Origin of the sequence: Micromonospora sp. NPDC023814 (assembly GCF_040639595.1) — a bacterium.
In the GTDB taxonomy this organism is placed as follows: domain Bacteria; phylum Actinomycetota; class Actinomycetes; order Mycobacteriales; family Micromonosporaceae; genus Micromonospora.
Window position 1 is genome coordinate 108,846 of record NZ_JBFAAF010000009.1, and the last position, 17,691, is coordinate 126,536.

General features: G+C 74.1%; 14 protein-coding genes. 8 read left to right on the forward strand and 6 right to left on the reverse strand.

The window, feature by feature from the left end; genetic code table 11:
* The first annotated feature begins 110 nt into the window (after positions 1 to 110).
* The 3 genes from serS to AB0G14_RS07310 all read left to right on the forward strand — a co-directional run bounded on the left by serS (position 111) and on the right by AB0G14_RS07310 (position 4,103).
* Entirely contained in the window at positions 111 to 1,397 is a 1,287-nt protein-coding gene (gene serS / locus AB0G14_RS07300) for a serine--tRNA ligase (protein WP_357694652.1), read from the forward strand.
* A 257-nt stretch (positions 1,398 to 1,654) separates the two neighbouring features.
* Positions 1,655 to 3,103 (forward strand): alpha-amylase family protein, encoded by a 1,449-nt coding sequence (locus AB0G14_RS07305; protein ID WP_357694654.1) that lies wholly within the window; start codon positions 1,655 to 1,657, stop codon positions 3,101 to 3,103.
* Between the two features lie 88 nt (positions 3,104 to 3,191).
* The gene (locus AB0G14_RS07310) at positions 3,192 to 4,103 is read left to right on the forward strand and encodes a L,D-transpeptidase family protein (protein WP_357694656.1); all 912 of its coding nucleotides are present in this window, start codon (positions 3,192 to 3,194) and stop codon (positions 4,101 to 4,103) included.
* A 96-nt stretch (positions 4,104 to 4,199) separates the two neighbouring features.
* Here AB0G14_RS07310 and AB0G14_RS07315 read toward each other — a convergent pair whose 3' ends face one another.
* Entirely contained in the window at positions 4,200 to 6,365 is a 2,166-nt protein-coding gene (locus tag AB0G14_RS07315) for a prolyl oligopeptidase family serine peptidase (RefSeq protein ID WP_357694658.1), read from the reverse strand.
* A gap of 159 nt (positions 6,366 to 6,524) precedes the next feature.
* A complete protein-coding gene (locus tag AB0G14_RS07320; protein WP_357694660.1) occupies positions 6,525 to 7,682 on the reverse strand; it encodes a DUF3103 family protein in 1,158 nt (385 codons plus the stop codon).
* Between the two features lie 163 nt (positions 7,683 to 7,845).
* Here AB0G14_RS07320 and AB0G14_RS07325 point away from each other — a divergent pair, with 163 nt between their 5' ends.
* The 3 genes from AB0G14_RS07325 (at position 7,846) to AB0G14_RS07335 (ending at position 10,089) form a co-directional block, all read left to right on the forward strand.
* Entirely contained in the window at positions 7,846 to 8,991 is a 1,146-nt protein-coding gene (locus tag AB0G14_RS07325; protein ID WP_357694662.1) for a site-2 protease family protein, read from the forward strand.
* A 241-nt stretch (positions 8,992 to 9,232) separates the two neighbouring features.
* The gene (locus AB0G14_RS07330) at positions 9,233 to 9,604 is read left to right on the forward strand and encodes a hypothetical protein (protein ID WP_357694664.1); all 372 of its coding nucleotides are present in this window, start codon (positions 9,233 to 9,235) and stop codon (positions 9,602 to 9,604) included.
* A complete protein-coding gene (locus tag AB0G14_RS07335; RefSeq protein WP_357694666.1) occupies positions 9,601 to 10,089 on the forward strand; it encodes a roadblock/LC7 domain-containing protein in 489 nt (162 codons plus the stop codon). The genes AB0G14_RS07330 and AB0G14_RS07335 overlap by 4 nt, the downstream gene beginning before the upstream one ends.
* Positions 10,090 to 10,149: 60 nt before the next feature.
* On the opposite strand, the gene AB0G14_RS07340 is transcribed toward AB0G14_RS07335, so the two are convergent.
* Positions 10,150 to 11,391, reverse strand: a complete 1,242-nt coding sequence (locus AB0G14_RS07340; RefSeq protein ID WP_357694716.1) for an FAD-binding protein — start codon at positions 11,389 to 11,391, stop codon at positions 10,150 to 10,152.
* A gap of 197 nt (positions 11,392 to 11,588) precedes the next feature.
* Between AB0G14_RS07340 and AB0G14_RS07345 the strand changes: the two genes are divergently transcribed.
* Positions 11,589 to 11,816, forward strand: a complete 228-nt coding sequence (locus tag AB0G14_RS07345; protein ID WP_357694668.1) for a hypothetical protein — start codon at positions 11,589 to 11,591, stop codon at positions 11,814 to 11,816.
* A 35-nt stretch (positions 11,817 to 11,851) separates the two neighbouring features.
* On the opposite strand, the gene AB0G14_RS07350 is transcribed toward AB0G14_RS07345, so the two are convergent.
* From AB0G14_RS07350 to AB0G14_RS07360, 3 genes are all read right to left on the reverse strand, one after another.
* The gene (locus tag AB0G14_RS07350) at positions 11,852 to 12,781 is read right to left on the reverse strand and encodes an LLM class F420-dependent oxidoreductase (RefSeq protein ID WP_357694670.1); all 930 of its coding nucleotides are present in this window, start codon (positions 12,779 to 12,781) and stop codon (positions 11,852 to 11,854) included.
* A gap of 160 nt (positions 12,782 to 12,941) precedes the next feature.
* The gene (locus AB0G14_RS07355; RefSeq protein ID WP_357694672.1) at positions 12,942 to 13,664 is read right to left on the reverse strand and encodes a response regulator transcription factor; all 723 of its coding nucleotides are present in this window, start codon (positions 13,662 to 13,664) and stop codon (positions 12,942 to 12,944) included.
* A gap of 55 nt (positions 13,665 to 13,719) precedes the next feature.
* A complete protein-coding gene (locus tag AB0G14_RS07360; protein ID WP_357694674.1) occupies positions 13,720 to 15,981 on the reverse strand; it encodes a sensor histidine kinase in 2,262 nt (753 codons plus the stop codon).
* Between the two features lie 219 nt (positions 15,982 to 16,200).
* Between AB0G14_RS07360 and AB0G14_RS07365 the strand changes: the two genes are divergently transcribed.
* Entirely contained in the window at positions 16,201 to 17,370 is a 1,170-nt protein-coding gene (locus tag AB0G14_RS07365) for an acyl-CoA dehydrogenase family protein (protein WP_357694676.1), read from the forward strand.
* Positions 17,371 to 17,691 lie beyond the last annotated feature (321 nt).

Below are 17,691 nucleotides of genomic sequence, written 5' to 3' on the forward strand. Positions count from 1 at the left end.
GCGGTCGTGGGGGCGGCGGGCGGTGTCCGGACCGGCCCGGGGCGCGACCGGGCCGCGACGGTAGCATCGGTGGGTCCACCTGACGTCCGGACGGAGGCGTACGGAGCAGCATGCTCGACATGGAGTTGATCCGGAAGGATCGCGAGGCGGTGGAGACCGCGCTGGCGAAGCGACTGGATCCCGCCGAGGTCACCCGTGCCCTGGACGAGATCCAGCGGCTCGACCAGGAACGCCGTGTCCTGATCAGTGGGATCGACGCCGAGCGGCAGCGCCGCAAGGCCGAGGCGCGCGCGTACGCGCAGGCGAAGCGGGCCGGCACCGAGCCGCAGGTGACCGCCCCGGAGGCCGAGCGCAAGCAGCTCGCCGAGCTGGAGAGTCAGCTCGACGAGGTGCAGACCCGGCTGCGCGACCGGATGAGCGAGCTGCCCAACCTCCCGGCCGACGACGTGGTCGGCGGCGGCAAGGAGGCGAACCGGGTCGTCAAGACCTTCGGTGCGCCGCCGGCCATCGAGAAGGTCCGCGACCACGTGGAGCTGAGCCGCGCGCTGGGTCTGGTCGACCACGAGCGCGGCGTGAAGCTCGGCGGCTCCGGCTTCTGGATGTACACGGGCCTGGGCGCCCGGCTGGAGTGGGCGCTGGTCAACTGGTTGATCGAGCGGAACATCGAGGCCGGCTACGAGTTCCTGCTCCCGCCGCACCTGCTGCTGGACACCGCCGGCTTCGCCGCCGGCCAGTTCCCCAAGTTCTACGACGACGTCTACCACCTGGACCGGCAGTCCGCGCCGCGCGGGCAGTTCCTGCTGCCCACGGCGGAGACCGCGATCCTCGGGGCGTTCCAGGACGAGATCCTGGACACCGCGAAGCTGCCGCTGAAGGTGTTCGCCTACACCCCCTGCTATCGACGCGAGGCGGCCGGCTCGCACTCGGACGAGCGCGGCACGGTGCGGGGCCACCAGTTCAACAAGGTGGAGATCTTCCAGTTCACCCTGCCCGAACAGGCCGACGCCGCGCTGGAGGCGATGGTCGGCCACGCGGAGAGCCTGGTCGAGGCGCTGGGCCTGCACTACCAGCGCACCCTGCTGTCGGCCGGCGACGCCAGCGCCGCGATGAGGAAGACCCTCGACATCGAGGTGTGGATGCCGAGCACGGGCAAGTACAAGGAGGTCTCGTCGGTCTCCTGGGGTGGCGACTACCAGGCCCGCCGGGCGGCCATCCGCTACCGGGAGCCGGGTGGCAAGCAGACCCGCTTCGTGCACACCCTCAACGGGTCGGCGCTGGCCACCAGCCGCCTGTTCCCGGCCATCCTGGAGCAGTTCCAGCAGCCCGACGGCTCGGTGCTGGTGCCCGAGGTGCTCCGCGACCGGTTGGGCACCGACCGCCTCACGCCGGCCCGCTGACCTTCGGCCCTCGCCCCCGCCTCGCGTCTTCCGCCGGCGGGGGCGACTCGGCCGTGGCGAGCCGCGGTGCCGCCCTCACGGACGGCGCGGCTGCCCTTCACCTCACCGCAGTGACGCATGTCCATGCGTTGACAGTCGCCGCAACACGCTTGTAATCTTTCGGAAACTTTCAGACCGGGCTGCAATTTTCCGGCAGCATCGGGCCCTCCCCCCGGCCCGCCGCCGCCCCGCCCCCGCACCCCGTCAGGAGTCCTCCGATGCAGAGACGTCGACGTCTGTCGGCGATCGTCGCCCTCGGCGTGATCGCGGGCCTGATCGTCCCCGCCGCCGCGACGGCGCCCCCGGCCGCCGCCGCCCCGGCCGGCAGCAAGAAGGTCCTCGCCAACCTCTTCGAGTGGAACTGGGCCTCGGTGGCGGCCGAGTGCCAGAGCACCCTCGGCCCCAAGGGCTACGGCTGGGTCCAGGTCTCCCCGCCGCAGGAGCACGTCCGGGGCTCGCAGTGGTGGCTGGCCTACCAGCCGGTCAGCTACCGGATCGAGTCCCGCAAGGGCACCCGCGCCCAGTTCAAGTCCATGGTCGACGCCTGCCACGCCGCCGGGGTGAAGGTGATCGTGGACGCGGTGGTCAACCACATGTCCGGGCAGGACAACGGCGGCACCGGCTGGGCCGGCTCGTCGTACGGCCACTACGACTACCCCGGGATCTACCAGACCCAGGACTTCCACCACTGCGGCCGCAACGGCAACGACGACATCGCCAACTACAACGACCGCTACGAGGTGCAGAACTGCGAGTTGGTCAACCTCGCCGACCTGAAGACCGAGTCGGACTACGTCCGGACGCGGATCGCCGGGTACCTCAACGACCTGCTCTCGCTCGGCGTCGACGGCTTCCGGATGGACGCCAGCAAGCACATGCCGGCCGCCGACATCGCCGCCATCAAGGGCAAGCTGTCCCGCCCGGCGTACCTGGTGCAGGAGGTCATCCACGGGGCCGGCGAGCCGATCCAGCCGGGTGAGTACACCGGCAACGGCGACGTGCACGAGTTCCGCTACGGCAAGGACCTGGCCCGGGTCTTCCGCTCCGAGAAGCTCGCCTACCTGCGCAACTTCGGCGAGGGCTGGGGGCACCTGCCCAGCGGCTCGGCGGCGGTCTTCGTGGACAACCACGACACCCAGCGCGACGTGGGCGGCGTGCTGACCTATCGCGACCGGGGCATCTACGCGCTGGCCAACGCGTTCATGCTCGGCTGGCCGTACGGCTCCCCGACGGTCATGTCGAGCTACACGTTCAGCCAGCGTGACCAGGGCCCGCCCTCGGACGGCTCGGGCCGGACCCTGGACACCACCTGCTACTCCGGTTGGGAGTGCGAGCACCGCTGGCCGGTGATCGCCAACATGGTCGGCTTCCGCAACGCCACCGAGGGCGCCGGCGTCGCCAACTGGTACGACAACGGCAACAACCACATCGCCTTCAGCCGGGCCGGCAAGGGCTATCTGACGGTCAACGACGAGGACCACGCGATCACCGGCCGGTCCTACCACGCCGGGCTGCCGGCCGGCCGCTACTGCGACGTCATCCACGGCACCTTCGCCAACGGCACGTGCAGCGGGCCGGTGATCACTGTGGACGGCAACGGCTGGTTCGCCGCGAACATACCCGCCCACGACGCGGTCGCCATCCACGTCGGCGCCCGCCTCAGCTGACCCGCCACCCCACCGACGGCCCCCGTCCCCGGTCGACTTTCCGGCCAGGGCGGGGGTTTCGTCGCTCTCCACCCGTTACAGTGGTTTTGTGCGTTTTGACCAAATGATCCGGCGGCGGGCGGGCCTGCTGGCCGTCGCCGTGGGCGTACCCCTGCTGCTGGCGGCCGTCGGGGCCACGGGCTGGGCACTGACCCCCGACGGCACGCCCACCGCACCTCCGATCGTCGCGCCGCCCACGCCGACCGCCGCCGCACCGAGCAGCGCGGCGGCGACGCCGGAGCGGGTGCCCGTCGCCGCGCCCGCGCCCGACGACCTGCCGGTGGTCGACTACGGCCCGGCGCCCACCGGATTCCCGGCCGACCCGGACACCCTGGACACCACGCCGCTGACCGAGGGCCTGCACCCGACCCGCGAGATCGCCGCCTACACCGCCCCCGGCGGGCGGCCGCTGGCCTTCCTCGCCCCCACCATCAACGGCGTCGAGCTGACCATGCCGATCGCCCAGCGGCGCGCCGGCTGGACGGCCGTGCTGCTCCCCTCGGCCAACCGCACCCTCGCCTGGCTGCCGCCCGGCGGCTTCACCACCGTGCCGCTGCGCGACCAGCTCGTGATCGAGCGCAAGCCGCACCGGCTGACCTGGTACCGCGCCGGCCAGGCCGTCCAGTCCTGGGAGATCAGCCTCGGCCAGCGGGGCCAGGAGACCCCGCTGGGCCGGACCTTCATCCTCGGCCGCACCCCGCCGCCGCAGGACGTGTACGGGGGCGTGGACATCTTCGCCCTCGGCGCGGTGCCCGACGACCCGGAGTCGGTGCCGGCCAGCCTGCGCGGGGCGCACATCGGCATACACAGCTGGTACCACGACGGCGAGCTGGGCAGGAAGACCACCAACGGCTGCATCCGGCTGACCAAGAGCGGGCAGCGGAAACTGCTGGCCGAGGTGCGCCCCGGCACCGAGGTGCTGGTGGTCGACGAGCTGCCCGTGCCACCCCCGACCGCCTGACGGCATCGAGCCCGGCAACTGCTGCGAAGGTGGGCCGGTCGGCCCGGCTTCTGCGCGGACGGGCTGTCGGCGGGCTCCGGCCGATTCGGTAGTTCCCTATCCTTCGAGCGCCTGGTCAGCGGGGACGCCGCGCTCCCGCGCCTGCGGGCTGTCGGTGCCGGATTCTCCGGCCGACCCGCCCGCCCGCGCGTCGACCGGCGGAAGTTGGCGCGGCAGAGGCTGGCGCGGCCGTCCGGCCAGCTTCCGCCACAGGAACTCACACGTCAGCGCCCAGATGAACGCGCGCTGCTCGCTGTTCGACGCCGCGCCGTGCCCGCCTTCGACGTTCTCGTAGTAGGACACGTCGTGGCCGTGCTCGCGCAGCCGGGCGGCCATCTTGCGGGCGTGCCCGGGGTGCACCCGGTCGTCGCGGGTCGAGGTGACGAGCAGGACCGGCGGGTACGCCGACCCGCTGCGGACGTTGTGGTACGGCGAGTACCGGCGCAGGTACGCCCAGTCGGCCGGCTCGTCCGGGTCGCCGTACTCCGCCATCCACGAGGCGCCGGCCAGCAGCCGGTGGTAGCGCCGCATGTCCAGCACCGGCACACTCGCGACGACCGCGCCGAAGAGCGACGGATAGCGGGTCAGCATCACCCCCATGAGCAGCCCACCGTTGCTGCCGCCCTCGATGCCGAGCTGCGCCGGCGTGGTGATCCCGCGTGTCACCAGCTCGGCCGCCACCGCCGCGAAGTCCTCGTACGCCCGGGGGCGGTTCTCCCGCAGCGCGGCGCGGTGCCACTGCGGGCCGTATTCCCCGCCGCCCCGGATGTTCGCGACCACGTAGGTGCCGCCCCGGGCCAGCCATCCCCGGCCGATGATCCCGCTGTAGCACGGGGTCTGGGAGATCTCATACCCGCCGTACCCGGTGAGCAGCGTCGGCCCGGCGGGCGCCTGCGGATCCCCCACCACGAAGTAGGGCACCCGCGTGCCGTCGGCCGAGGTGGCGAAGAACTGGCGTACCACCAGGCCGTCCGCGTCGAAGGACGCCGGCTCCTGCTTGAGGGTCTCCACCTGGCCGCCGACGTGGCCGAGCCGCAGCGTCGCCGGTTGGAGGAACCCTTCCGAGGCGAGCAGGTAGGCGTCGCTGTGGTCCGGGTCCGTGTCCACGATCCCGCTGTGGTCGAACTCCGGCACCCCCGCCAGCGGCTCCCGCCGCCATCCCGTTCCGCCGGGCGTCAGCACCTCCAGCCGGCTCCGCACGTCGGCGAGGATGGCCAGGATCAGATGGTTCCGGGTCCAGAAGTGGTAGCTCAGCGCCCTGCGGTCGTCCGGCCGGAAGAGCACCGCCATCTCCCGTTCCCCGGCGAGGAACGCGTCGAACCGGGCCGCCAGCAGGGTGCCTGCGGGATGGGTCACCCCGCCGACCGCCCACGGCGAGCGCAGCCGGATCAGCAGCCACTCCCGGCGTACGTCCCACTGCGCGTCCTCCGGCACGGGGATCCGGATCCGCTCGCCGGCCGCTGTCAGCAGGTAGTTCTCCGTGCGGTAGAAGTCCAGGCTGCGGCCCACGAAGTCGCGCTCGAACCCGGGCGTCGGGTCGTGCGAGGCGTACACGGCGACGTCGTCCGCGGAACCCTCGTAGACGACATCGGCCTCGCTCAGCGGCGTGCCCCGCCGCCACCGTCGGACCGTGCGCGGATGGCCGGAGGCGGTCAGCGAACCGGGCCCGAAGTCGGTGCCGACGTAGACGTGGTCCGTGTCGATCCAGCAGACGTCGCTCTTGGCCTCGGGCAGCGTGAAGCCGTCCTCGACGAAGGCACGGCGGGCCAGGTCGAACTCGCGCACCACGACGGCGTCGGCGCCGCCCCGGGACAGGCCGACCAGGCCGCGCCGGTAGCCGGGCCGCAGGACCGTCGCCCCGCTCCAGACCCAGTTCTCGCCCTCCTCGGCGGCCAGCGCGTCGACGTCGAGCAGCACGTCCCACTTCGGCTCGGGCCGGCGGTACTCGTCAAGCGTCGTCCGCCGCCACATCCCGCGCGGGTGCGCCGCGTCGGTCCAGAAGCCGTAGTAGTAGCCGTCCCCACGCCACCCGGGATAGGGAATGCGGTCCTCGGCGTCGAGCACCTGCCGGAGTTCGGCCCGCAGGGCGGCGAACGCCTCGCCGCCGGTCAGCGCGGCGACGGTCTCCGCGTTGCGGTCCCGCACCCAGCGGGCCGCGTCCGCCCCACCAAGATCTTCCAGCCAGAGGTACGGATCGTCGCTCTCAAGGGTCAGCCCCGCCACCCTCGCAACTATCCCGACGGGCGACCCGCATCCATGCCCAGATGTCGGCATGGCGACTCAAGCCATCCAGGGGTGTGATGCGGGAGCCTTCCGCCCGTGTCCCGGACGGGCGGCGGGCGACCCGGGGAAGCCGGGTCACCCGCTCCTACATCCTCACTGTCAGAGTTCCTGCACCCAGTATCCGGTGACGTCCATCCAGCCGTTGCCGGCCGCGCCGTACTTCCGGCCGCTGCTGGCGGTGGACAGGGTGTACCAGGCATCCACGAAGTCCGGGTCATCGGTGTACCAGGACGTCGGAATGGCGTCCAGAATTGCGTTGACCAGCGGGGTGTACGCGCCGCCGTCCACGATCACCAGCAGCGCGCCGGCGATCGCCTTGACCAGTGCGGAGTAGTTGGTGTCCCCGTCGTCCTCCATCATGACCACGTCGGCCAGGTTGTACTTGTACGACGAGAAGTGCACCAGCAGTTGGTTCGGGTAGTACGTGGTGCCGTCGTGGTCCAGGTACGGCATCTGCACCAGGTCGACCTTGACCTTGCCGTCCAGCCCGAACCCGGCCACGATGTTGTAGATCTCGGCACCGCCCTTGATCCACGGCTCCTTGTCGTCGCCGAGCCGGACGGCATCAACCTTGGTGGCCCAGTAACCGGCTGCGGCGGTCACCTCACCGCCCGAGGCACGGGACGCAGGCGGCACCGGAGCCGCCTGGCGGATGCCCCACGCGCCCAGTTCCTCGCGCATCACGGTCAAACCAGCGGAAAGCGCCCGCTCGGTGTCCACGTCGACCAGCAGCACCGGCCGCTGCGGCACCCGGACGGCGTCCAGCACCACCGTGCCGCCGGAGCGGTCGTACGCGGTCACGCTCGTCGCCGAGTCGTCGGTTGGGGTGGCGGCGACCAGCGGCGCCTCGCCGCGTGCCAGTGCCGCACGCATGTCCGGGTGGGCCAGCCGCAACCGCAACAGCGAGCCGGTGCCGGCTGGCAGGCCCTTGGCGATCAACAGCCGCTGGTTGGCCGAGCGCAGGTCGCCGGCGAGTCGTCCGCTCAGGTTGACGGCGAGCAGGTCAACGGGGCCGTTCGCGGCGGAGGCGCTCAGCCCACCCATGATGGCCCGATCGGCGAGGGCGTCCGCCACCTGACGGGCCACGCCGTCCATCACGGTGAACACGGGGCTGGCGGCGACGGTCGCCGGCACGGATGCGGGTGCGGGTGCGGAATGGTCGGGCCGGGCATACGCAGGGGTGGCGACCGCTGCGGCCAGGGTGGTGGCCGCGATGCCCAGCGAGAGGGTGGCGCGACGGAAGGTACGTGGGTTCACGGGGGCTCCTCTGCGTGTCCCGGCCACCGGCCGTGGCGGTGATCAAGAGACTTGCGACGTCCATAAGATAGATATATGTAAATTGAACATTCGTCAATCATCACCAGGGCTTCGACCTGCTCTTTCAACGCATGGAAGCACTTTCCGGGGGTAGTCCCCAGGCATGAGGGCGAGTTTCCGGCTCGGCCGGATCGCGGGCGTGCCGGTCGGGGTCAACTGGAGCGTCCTGGTCATCTTCGTGCTGATCGCCTGGGCGCTGTCGGCCAACCAGTTCCCCCGGGCGTACCCGGACCGGCCCGTGATCGCGTACGTCCTCGCGGGGCTCGCCGCGGCGGTCGTCTTCTTCCTCGGCCTGCTCGCCCACGAGGTCTCCCACGCGATCGTCGCCAAGCGCAACGGGCTGCAGGTCGGCAGCATCACGCTGTGGCTCTTCGGCGGGGTGGCCGAGCTGCGCGGCGAGGCACCCAACCCGGGTGCGGAGCTGCGCATCTCCGGCGTCGGCCCGCTGGTGAGCCTCCTGATCGGGTTCTTCTTCGGCGCGATCGCGGTGGTGCTCTCCCTGGCCGGGGTCGACGGGCTGCCGCTCGGCGCGCTGGCGTGGCTGGCCGGCATCAACGTGCTGCTGGCGGTCTTCAACGTGCTCCCCGCCGCCCCCCTGGACGGCGGGCGGCTGCTGCGCGCGGCGGTCTGGAAGGCGACCGGCGACCGGACGAAGGCGTCGGTCGTCGCCGCCCGGGCCGGCTGGGTGCTCGGCGCGCTGCTGATCGGCCTGGGGCTGTGGCAGTTCCTGGCCGGGGTCGGCTTCGGCGGGCTGTGGCTGGCCCTGATCGGCTGGTTCCTGATCGGCGCCGCCGGCATGGAGGAGCGGCAGGCCCGGATGGGCAGCGCGCTGCGGGGGATACACGTGGCCGACGTGATGACGCCGCAGCCGCAGACCGCGTCGGGACAGATGACCGTGGCCGACTTCGTCGACCACTACCTCTTCGCGTACCGGCACACGGCGCTGCCGCTGACCGAGGACGACCGGCCTGTCGGCCTGGTCACCCTCGACCGGGTCCGCGGCATCCCGGCGGACCGCCGGGCCACCACCACGCTGGCCGAGGTGGCCTGCCGCGCCGACGAGCTGGTGCTGGCGCGGCCGGAGGAGCCGCTCAACGACCTGCTGCCCCGGCTCAGCGAGTGCGCCGACGGGCGGGCGCTGGTGGTGACCGACGGCCGGCTGGTCGGGATCGTCTCGCCGAGCGACATCAGCCGGGCGGTGCAGCGCGGCAGCCTGCGCGAGCAGATGGCCGGCCGACCCGGCGGCTGACCGGAGGAAGCGCCGGCCCGCTAACAGACCGAAGGCTGGGGCTCCATCCACTGGGCCGGCACATTTCCGCTCCGCAACCGTGGCCCGGCTGTCTGGTCAGGTGGTCGGGGAGTCCTCCCGATGGGTCCGACCAGCCAGTATGCAAACCTCTCACCATTGTTGTGCAGGCATCGCCCAACCCGTGTCCACCACGACACCCACGGTGCGGGGAACGCCTTTTCTATGACTCTGGGGGAGTTTCGTGGCGAACCTTGACGTCTCGCTCAAGAGCGCGATGCAGATCGAGGGCGCGATCGGTGCCGCGGTGGTGGACTACACCAGCGGGATGACGCTGGGCGTGGCAGGAGGTACAGCCGAGCTGGACCTGACCATCGCCGCCGCCGGCAACACCGACGTCGTCCGCGCGAAGATGCGCACAATAGAAATGCTCAACCTCGACGAGGAGATCGAGGACATCCTCATCACGCTCGGCTCGCAGTACCACATCATCCGACCGGTCACCAGCCGCAGCGGTAAGGGACTCTTCCTCTACCTGATGCTCAGCAAGAGCCGGGCCAACCTGGCGCTCGCCCGCCACCAGCTTCGAAGCGTCGAGGAGCACCTGGAGTTGTGAGCGTCTCCGGAACGCACGACACAGCGCTTCCCCGCCGCGTCCGGCAGACCAGCACGCTGCCGCCGGCGGAGCCCCTCCCGGAATCGTTGGCCGGCAGCCGCTCTCTTCCGTACCGGGCGATCGACACCGAACTCTCGGAACTCCGGCTCCAGATCCCCGGTGTGAACGGGTGCGTCCTGGGCGGCGTGGACGGACTCCTCATCACCCACAACATGCCCGAGGGCAGCCGGCCGGACGACTTGGCCGCGCTCGCCGCGAGCACGTTCGGGCTGGGGCGGCAGGTCGGCCTGAGCCTCGGGCAGGGGTCGTTCCGCCAGTCCACCGTCCGCAACGCCGGCGGTTACCTGAGCGTCTACGCCGTCAGCAGCCAGGCGCTGCTCGCGGTGGTCGGCGAGGACGCGGTGAACGTGGCTCGGCTCCACCTGCACGCCCCCGGCGTGGCCGAGCGCCTCGCCATCCTCCTGGCGCAGGCATTTGAGGGCTGACCGGGGGCGTCGATGCCTGACCAACGTTGTCCGGGGCCTGTACCGACGGCGTCGGGGACGCTAGTCCCGGGGGAGGTAGCGGTCCAGCAGGTCGGTGCGGAACGTGCCGGCCGGGTCGAGCCGGCGCACCAGGTCGAGGAAGTCGGCGTACCGGGGCCAGGCCGCGGCGACCGCCGCCGGGGCGAGCCCGAAGACCTTGCCCCAGTGCGGGCGCGGCGCGAACGGCGCGAGCCGCTCCTCCACCGCCGTCACCACCGGCAACACCGCCGCCGGGTCGGCGATCCAGGTGAAGTGCACGGCGAGGCTGTCCCGCCCGTGGTTCGGGCTGAGCCAGAGCCCGTCGGCCGCCACCGCTCGCAGCTCGCAGACCTGGAGCACCGGCGCGATCAGGTGCGCGACCGGCGCCAACGCGGCCAGCACGGCCGCCCCCGCGCCGCGCGGCACGTGGTACTCCGACTGGAGTTCGTCGCCGCTGCTCGGGGTGAACCCGAGCCGGAAGTGCGGCAGCCGCTCGTGCCACGGCCCGGGCACGCCGAGCTGCGGGGTGCAGTGCTCCGCCGGCATGCCGGGCACCGGATGTCGCGGCGCGTCGGCCGCCGTCGTGCCCAGCCAGTCCACCGTCGGCGGGGCGGCGTCCGCGCGCTGCTTCAGCCACACCTCCCGCAGCCGCGGCCCCCGGAAGTCGGTGAAGACGCTGACGCTGTACGCCGAGGCGAACGCCGCGTCCAGCGCCTCCGGGGGCAGGCCGAGGCGGACGTACTGGCGCAGGTCGTACGCGGGTACCACGTCGAGGGTGAGCCGGGTAACCACGCCCAGCGCGCCGAGCGAGACGACCATCCCGGCGAACGTGTCCCCGTCCGCCGCCCGGTCGACGGTCAGCAGGTCGCCGTCGGCCGTCACCAACTCCAGCCCGGCGACGAACGTGGCCATGTTGCCGACCGTCTCGCCCGAGCCGTGGGTGCCGGTGGCCACCGCCCCACCCACCGAGATGTGCGGCAGGGAGGCGAGGTTGGCCAGGGCGTACCCCCGCTCGTGCAGCCGGGCGGCGAGGTTTCCGTACCGCATGGCGGCCGGCACGGTGACGGTCCGGCGGTCCGGGTCCAGCGCGACGGTCGCGGGCATCCCGGCCAGCGAGACCAGGTCGCCGGCGGTGTCCCCCAGCCGGTTGAAGGAGTGCCCGGTGCCGACGGCCCGGACGTGGTCGCTGCCCGCCACCAGCCGGCGCAGCTCGTCGAGGGACGACGGCCGGTGGCGCCGGCGGGCGGCGTAGCGGACGTTGCCCGCCCAGTTGGCGCCCGGCACCGCCCCGGTCGTGCCGCCGGGCGGGGCGGCGTCGCCCCGGGGGCGCGGCGGGCCGTCCGTCCGGGCCGCCCCGGCGCCGTCGAGTTCCACGTCGATCCCCCTGCCCGTGGCCGTGGTCGTCGGGGTGCGTCGCCCGTGGACGGGTGACCGCCTCCCGGCGACGGTTACCACCGCCGTCGTCGGGGAACCCTACGCCGATGAGCAGCTACCGCGATCCCGCCCCGCGCGCCGACGTGTTCCCCTTCGAGGAGGAGATCGACCCGACCGGCACCGGGCCGGCCCCGTCGGGGGCGCCGCCGGCCGGGGCGGACCCGGTGGGCACGACGCCCGGGCCCCGACCGACGCCCGCGCCCCCGCCCGCGCCGCACCCGGTGCCCCACCCCGGGCCGGCGCCCCGGGCCGGGCGGCCGGCCGCGCGGGCCTGACGGTCGCCGGACGGCTACCCGGACCGCCGCGCGGCTCAGAGCTGGGGCATCACCTCGGCCGCGACCAGCTCCAGGTGGTCCAGGTCGGCCAGGTCGAGCACCTGGAGGTAGAGCCGCTCGCTGCCGATCTCCGCGTACCGGCCGATCTTGTCGACGACCTCGGCGGGGGTGCCGGCCAGGCCGTTGGCGCGCAGCTCGTCGGGCTCCCGGCCGATGGCAGCCGCCCGCCGGGCCACCTCGGCGTCGTCCCGGCCGCAGCAGAGCACCAGCGCGTTGGACCAGCACAGCTCGGCCGGGTCCCGGCCCGCCTCCGCGCAGGCGTCCCGGACCCGCCCGAACTGGGCGGCCGAGTCCTCGACCGAGGCGAACGGCAGGTTGAACTCGTCGGCGTAGCGGGCGGCCAGGCGGGGCGTCCGCTTCGGGCCCATGCCGCCGAGCAGGATCGGCGGGCGCGGGTCCTGCACCGGCTTCGGCAGGGCCGGCGAGTCGCTGACCGGGTAGTACGTCCCGGCGAAGTCGAACGTCTTGCCCGGCGGCGTCGCCCAGAGCCCGGTGATGACGGCGAGCTGCTCCTCCAGCCGGTCGAAGCGCTCCCCGAGCGACGGGAAGGGGATCCCGTACGCGGTGTGCTCCTCGGCGTACCAGCCGGTGCCGATGCCCAGCTCGACCCGTCCGCCGCTCATCTGGTCGACCTGCGCCACCGTGATGGCCAGCGGGCCGGGCAGCCGGAAGGTGGCGGCGGTCATCAGCGTGCCCAGCCGGATCCGCCGGGTGTCCCGGGCCAGTCCGGCGAGCGTGGTCCACGCGTCCGTCGGGCCGGGGTCGCCGCTCACCGAGCCCATCTTCAGGTAGTGGTCGGAGCGGAAGAAGGCACCGTAGCCGGCGTCCTCCGCGCAGCGGGCCACGGCGAGCAGGTCGTCGTAGGTCGCGCCCTGCTGGGGTTCGGTGAAGATCCGCAGTTCCATGACCCCGAGCATAGGGAGCCGCTGCGGGCTGGCACCTCTGCCTCGACGTCGCCGGACACCTGCTCGACGGCGACCCGGTCGGCCCGATCCGGAGCACGGAGGCGATGGAGTTCGGCTGACCGGCCCTGCGCGACGCGTACGCCGCCGGCTTCGGCGGAACTCAGAGCTGGCCGAGGCCGGCCTGCCGGGCGCGCTGGATCGCCTGGCCCCGGTCGGCGACCTGGAGCTTCGTGAGCACGTTGGACAGGTGGTTGCGGACGGTCTTCGGGCTGAGCGTCAACCGCCGCGCGATCACCACGTTGCTCAGTCCCTGGGCGACGAGGTCGAGCACCTCGCGCTCCCGGTCGGTCAGCTCGGGAAACGGCACCGGGCCGGCCGCCCGGGCGCCGGCCAGGAAGCCCACCGCCCGGGCGGCGACCGCCGGGCCGAGCAGCACCTCGCCGTTGGCCACCGCCCGGACCGCCCGTTCCACCTCCCCCGGCGCGGCCCCCTTGAGCAGGTAGCCGCGGGCGCCGGCGCGCAGCGCCGCGAAGACGGAGTCGTCGTCGTCCAGCATGGTGACCACGAGCACCCCGATCCCGGGGTGCCGCCCGACGATCTCCCGGGTCGCCTCCACCCCGGACCGGCCGCCCAGGTGCAGGTCCATGACCATGACGTCCGGGCGCAGGGTGTCGGCCACCCGCAGGGCCTCGTCGGCGTCAGCGGCCTCGCCGACCACCCGCAGGCCGGCGGTGCTCGCGAGCAGCGCGGTCATGCCGAGGCGGAAGACCGGATGGTCGTCCACCACCGCGACCCGGATCACCCCGCCGTCCGGCCCGATCACCAGGCCACCCCCACCGTCCGGCCCGGTCACCAGGCCACCCCCACCGTCCGGCCCGGTCACCAGGCCACCCCCACCGTCCGGCCCACAGCCGGGCCACCCCCACCATCCGTCCCGGTCACGACGCCACCCCCACCGTCCGGCCCGCAGCCAGGTCGACGGCCGTCCGGTCGCCGGGGCCCGGCGACGACGGGCCGTCGGGCGTCGACACCACCACCTCGCGCGACGACACCGCGGCGTGCGGTGGGCTCGTCGGACTCGTGCCGGCGGTGCCCACGCCCTCCAGCGGCCACGGCGCGCGGTCCGGGGGCCGCTCCGCCGGGGCGCGGGTGGGCACGGCGCACCGGTTGGCGGGCACTCGGACGGTGACCAGGGTGCCCCCGGCCGGCCCCGGACCGACCGCGCACGTCCCGCCCACCCCCTCGGCCCGCTCGCGCATCGACAGCATGCCGACGCCGGGCGGCGCCCCGGGCGGGATCCCGGCCCCGTCGTCGGCGACGGTGAGCGTGAGGCCCGCCTCGTCCACGGTCAGCGCGATGCGGCAGGTCCGGGCGGCGGCGTGCCGGTGCGCGTTGCGCAGCGCCTCGGCCACGATGCCGTACACGGCGGTGGCCACCGGCTCGGGCAGCGGCAGCGGGGCCGCGTCGACCTCGACCAGGAGCGGCGCGCCGTCGTACCGCCGGGCCAGCTCGTGCACGGCCGGCACCAGGCCCCGCTCGCCCAGCACCGGCGGCAGCAGATTCCGGGCGAGGTCGCGGACCTGCTCGACGCTCTGGTCCATCTCGTCGCGCAGCCGGTCCAGCAGCCGGCCGGCCGCGTCCGGGTCGACGGCGAGCAGGTTCCGGGCGGCCTGCACGCCGAGCGCCACCCCGGCCAGCGCCGGCCCGAGGCCGTCGTGCAGGTCCCGGCGCAACTTGCGCCGCTCGGAGTCGCGGGCCTCGGCCAGCCGGGCCCGGGACGCGGCCAGCGCGCCGCTGGTCGCGGCGAGGCTCGCCGCGGAGGAGACCAGCGGCACCAGGTCGAGCAGCGCAGCCCGGGTGCGCCCGTCCAGCCGCTCCCCCGCCCGGGCCCACGCGGTGAGCCGGCCCACCTCGCGCTCCCCCCGGCGCAGCGGCAGCACCAGCGGCGCGCCGGGCGGCCCGGCCGACTCGGCCCGCGCGGAACAGCCCTCGGGCCCGTCCACCTCGATGGCGCAGGCGCCGAGGCGCAACAGGTCGGTCAGGCTGCGCGCCACCTCGGTGAGCACGTCGGCCGCGTCCCCGGTCGCGCTGATCCGGTGCCCGACGCGGCGCACCACGCGCAGCGGCTCGGCCGCCGCGCCGTGGATCAGCTGGTCCACCCGGCGCTGCACCCGGATCCGGCCCGGCTGCACGCCGATCGCGACCAGCGCCGTGACGAGCGCCCCGGGCACCGCCGGGGTGGCCGGCAGCAGCGCGTCCAGCACCGACACCCCCAGCACGTACGCGGCGACCAGCAGAAACGTCATGAGGAACCAGACCAGGGTGCGGCGGACGGCGATCTCGATGCCCCACAGCCGCTGCCGGAGCACCACCGCCAGCACGGCGGCCGGGAAGAACGCCTGCGAGGCGAGCATCGCGACGGGGGGCGCCTCGTCGGGCACCGGCCGGGCCCAGCCCTCCGGGAGGGCCACCGGCGCGAAGCTCAGGGCGAGCAGCAGCGTGCCGACGGCCAGCCAGCCCAGCCCGACGCGCTCGGCGGGCGCGCCCCGGCGACGGCGGGCGGCGACCCCGGCGGCGGTGAGCAGCCCGAGCGCGGGGACGGCCACCAGCAGGGCCGGCTGCACCCGCTCGACGAACTCCGCCCACCCGACGCTGGCGATCGGCAGCGGCGCGCCCGACCCGCTCGCGCCCGGCCCGGGCCAGGTGAGCTGGAACAACACGTAGCCGGCGACGACCACGGCGCCGGCCAGTACCGCCGCCCGGGCCGGCCGCGGCAGCCGGCCCTCCCGGACCAGCCAGGGCAGCACCACGATCAGCGAGAGCATCCCCGGCGCCCAGGCCCAGTGCCGGGCCGAGGTGAGCAGCACCGGGTCGGGCAGCCCGGGGTGCACCCCGAGCAGGTCGACGTACTGGGCGCTGAGCGCGGCGAACCCGCCGCCGAGCCCGGTGGCGGCGAGCAGCCAGGCGACCGGGTGCCCCCGGCGCAGCAGGATCAGCCAGGCGACCACGCCGTAGACGGCGCAGTCGGTGAAGTCGACCAGGAAGTAGAGCTGGGACAGTCCCCAGGGCCGGCGGGCGAGCACCCAGCAGACGGCGGTGGCGACGAACAGCAGCGCACAGCCGACGAGGACGAGCCAGGCGGCGACCGGGTGCCGGCGGTCGCCGTGGGTCGCCGCGGGCGGGGGCTGCTGGACCGACATGCCGAGAATCCTGGCAGTCGCGGGGCCGGTTGGTGATCCCCCGACGTTCCAGTGCGAATGTCGGTCCGGCGACAGTCGCCTGGAATGCGGGCCGGTTCGTCCCGGCCGGGTGGACGTCGCGCGGCGCGGGATGTCCCGGGCATCCGGTGCCGGTGTCCCTGGCCCCCGGGTCGCCGACGGGTCCATCGTGGTGGGTGGGCCACGACGCGAGGAGGAACCATGGAGCAGCGGCACCGGGATCGGCTGGTCGGGGCGGTGGACGCGCTGGTCCCGGAGGTGTCCCGGCGGGCCGGGGAGATCGAGGCGGCACGGGCACTCCCCGCCGACCTGCTCGACGCGCTCCGGGCGGCCGGCTGCTTCCGGATGTTCGTCCCCCGCAGCCACGGCGGGTACGAGGCGGACCTGCGCACGGGGCTGCGGGTGCTGGAGACGCTGGCGCGGGCGGACGGCTCGACGGGGTGGACGGTGATGATCGGCGCGGAGACGCCGCACCTGTTGGCGATGCTGCCGCGCGACCGGTTCGACAAGCTCTACGCCGACGGGCCGGACGTGGTCGTCGCGGGCGGCTTCGCCCCGCAGGGGCGGGCCGAGCTGGCCGACGGCGGCTTCCAGGTCACCGGCCGGTGGGCGTACGCGAGCGGTGCGCGGCACGCCGACTGGATCTTCGGCAACTGCGTGCTGACCGGGGACGGCGAGCCGCTGCCCGGGCCGGCGGGGACGCCGCCGGAGGTGCGTTCGATGCTCTTCCCGGCCTCCCGGTTCACGGTGCACGACACGTGGCACGCGCTGGGCCTGCGCGGCACCGGCAGCCACGACGTCGAGGTGACCTCCGCGTTCTGCCCGGCGGAGGAGAGCTTCGACCTGTTCACCGGCGCGCCCTGTGTGCCGGGGCCGGGCTTCGTGGCACCGCTGGTCCACTTCGTCCTGCACCTCGGCGCGGTGGCGGTCGGCATCGCGCAGGGCGCGCTGGACGACATGGTCGCGCTGCTCGACGGCGGCCGGCAGCGCCTCTACGCCCGGCAGTCGCTGGCCGACTCGCCCGCCTTCCGCCTCCAGCTCGGCCGCGCCGACCTCGACGTACGGGCGGCGCGGGCGTTGCTGCGGGACCTGGCCGACGAACTCTGGGCGGCGTGCGCCACGGATCCGGCGGCGATCCCCGGGCTGCATCCCCGGATCTCCGCCGCCCTGCCGTGGGTGACCGAGCGGGCCGCCGCCGCGGTCGACACCTGCTACCGGGCGGCCGGCGGCGGGGCGGCCCGGGACTCGTCCCCGCTCCAGCGGCGGTTCCGGGACATCCACACCTTCAGCCAGCACGCGGCTGCGGCCGAGGGCTGGCTCGGCAACAACGGCGCCCGGGTGCTCGGCCGGCCGGTGGAGCTGGCCTACTGACGCCGGGGCGGGGGGCCGGCCGTGTCGCCCGAGCGCCCCGGACGCCGCGCCCCGGACGCCGCGCCCCGGACGCCGCGGCCCGGACGCCGCGCGGCGGACCGGCAGCGCGGCAAACCCGCCGCGCGGCGAGTCGGCAGCGCGGCGAACCCGCCGCGCGGCGAACCGGCAACGCCCGTCCCGGTCGGCGACGACACGCACCGCACAGTTCCCCGCCGACCGCAGTCGGCTGGCTGACGAAACGGCGGTCGGGTAGCGGACAGGACGCCGGCCACCTCGGCGTCGCACTGTTGTAGCAGGTGAGAGGCGTAAGGATGGCGGGCC

Coding starts and splice junctions, on each gene's coding strand:
- serS (WP_357694652.1), top strand. CDS start 111: ATGCTCGACATGGAGTTGATCCGGAAGGATCGCGAGGCGGTGGAGACC.
- AB0G14_RS07305 (WP_357694654.1), top strand. CDS start 1,655: ATGCAGAGACGTCGACGTCTGTCGGCGATCGTCGCCCTCGGCGTGATC.
- AB0G14_RS07325 (WP_357694662.1), top strand. CDS start 7,846: ATGAGGGCGAGTTTCCGGCTCGGCCGGATCGCGGGCGTGCCGGTCGGG.
- AB0G14_RS07345 (WP_357694668.1), top strand. CDS start 11,589: ATGAGCAGCTACCGCGATCCCGCCCCGCGCGCCGACGTGTTCCCCTTC.
- AB0G14_RS07350 (WP_357694670.1), bottom strand. CDS start 12,781: ATGGAACTGCGGATCTTCACCGAACCCCAGCAGGGCGCGACCTACGAC.
- AB0G14_RS07360 (WP_357694674.1), bottom strand. CDS start 15,981: ATGTCGGTCCAGCAGCCCCCGCCCGCGGCGACCCACGGCGACCGCCGG.
- AB0G14_RS07365 (WP_357694676.1), top strand. CDS start 16,201: ATGGAGCAGCGGCACCGGGATCGGCTGGTCGGGGCGGTGGACGCGCTG.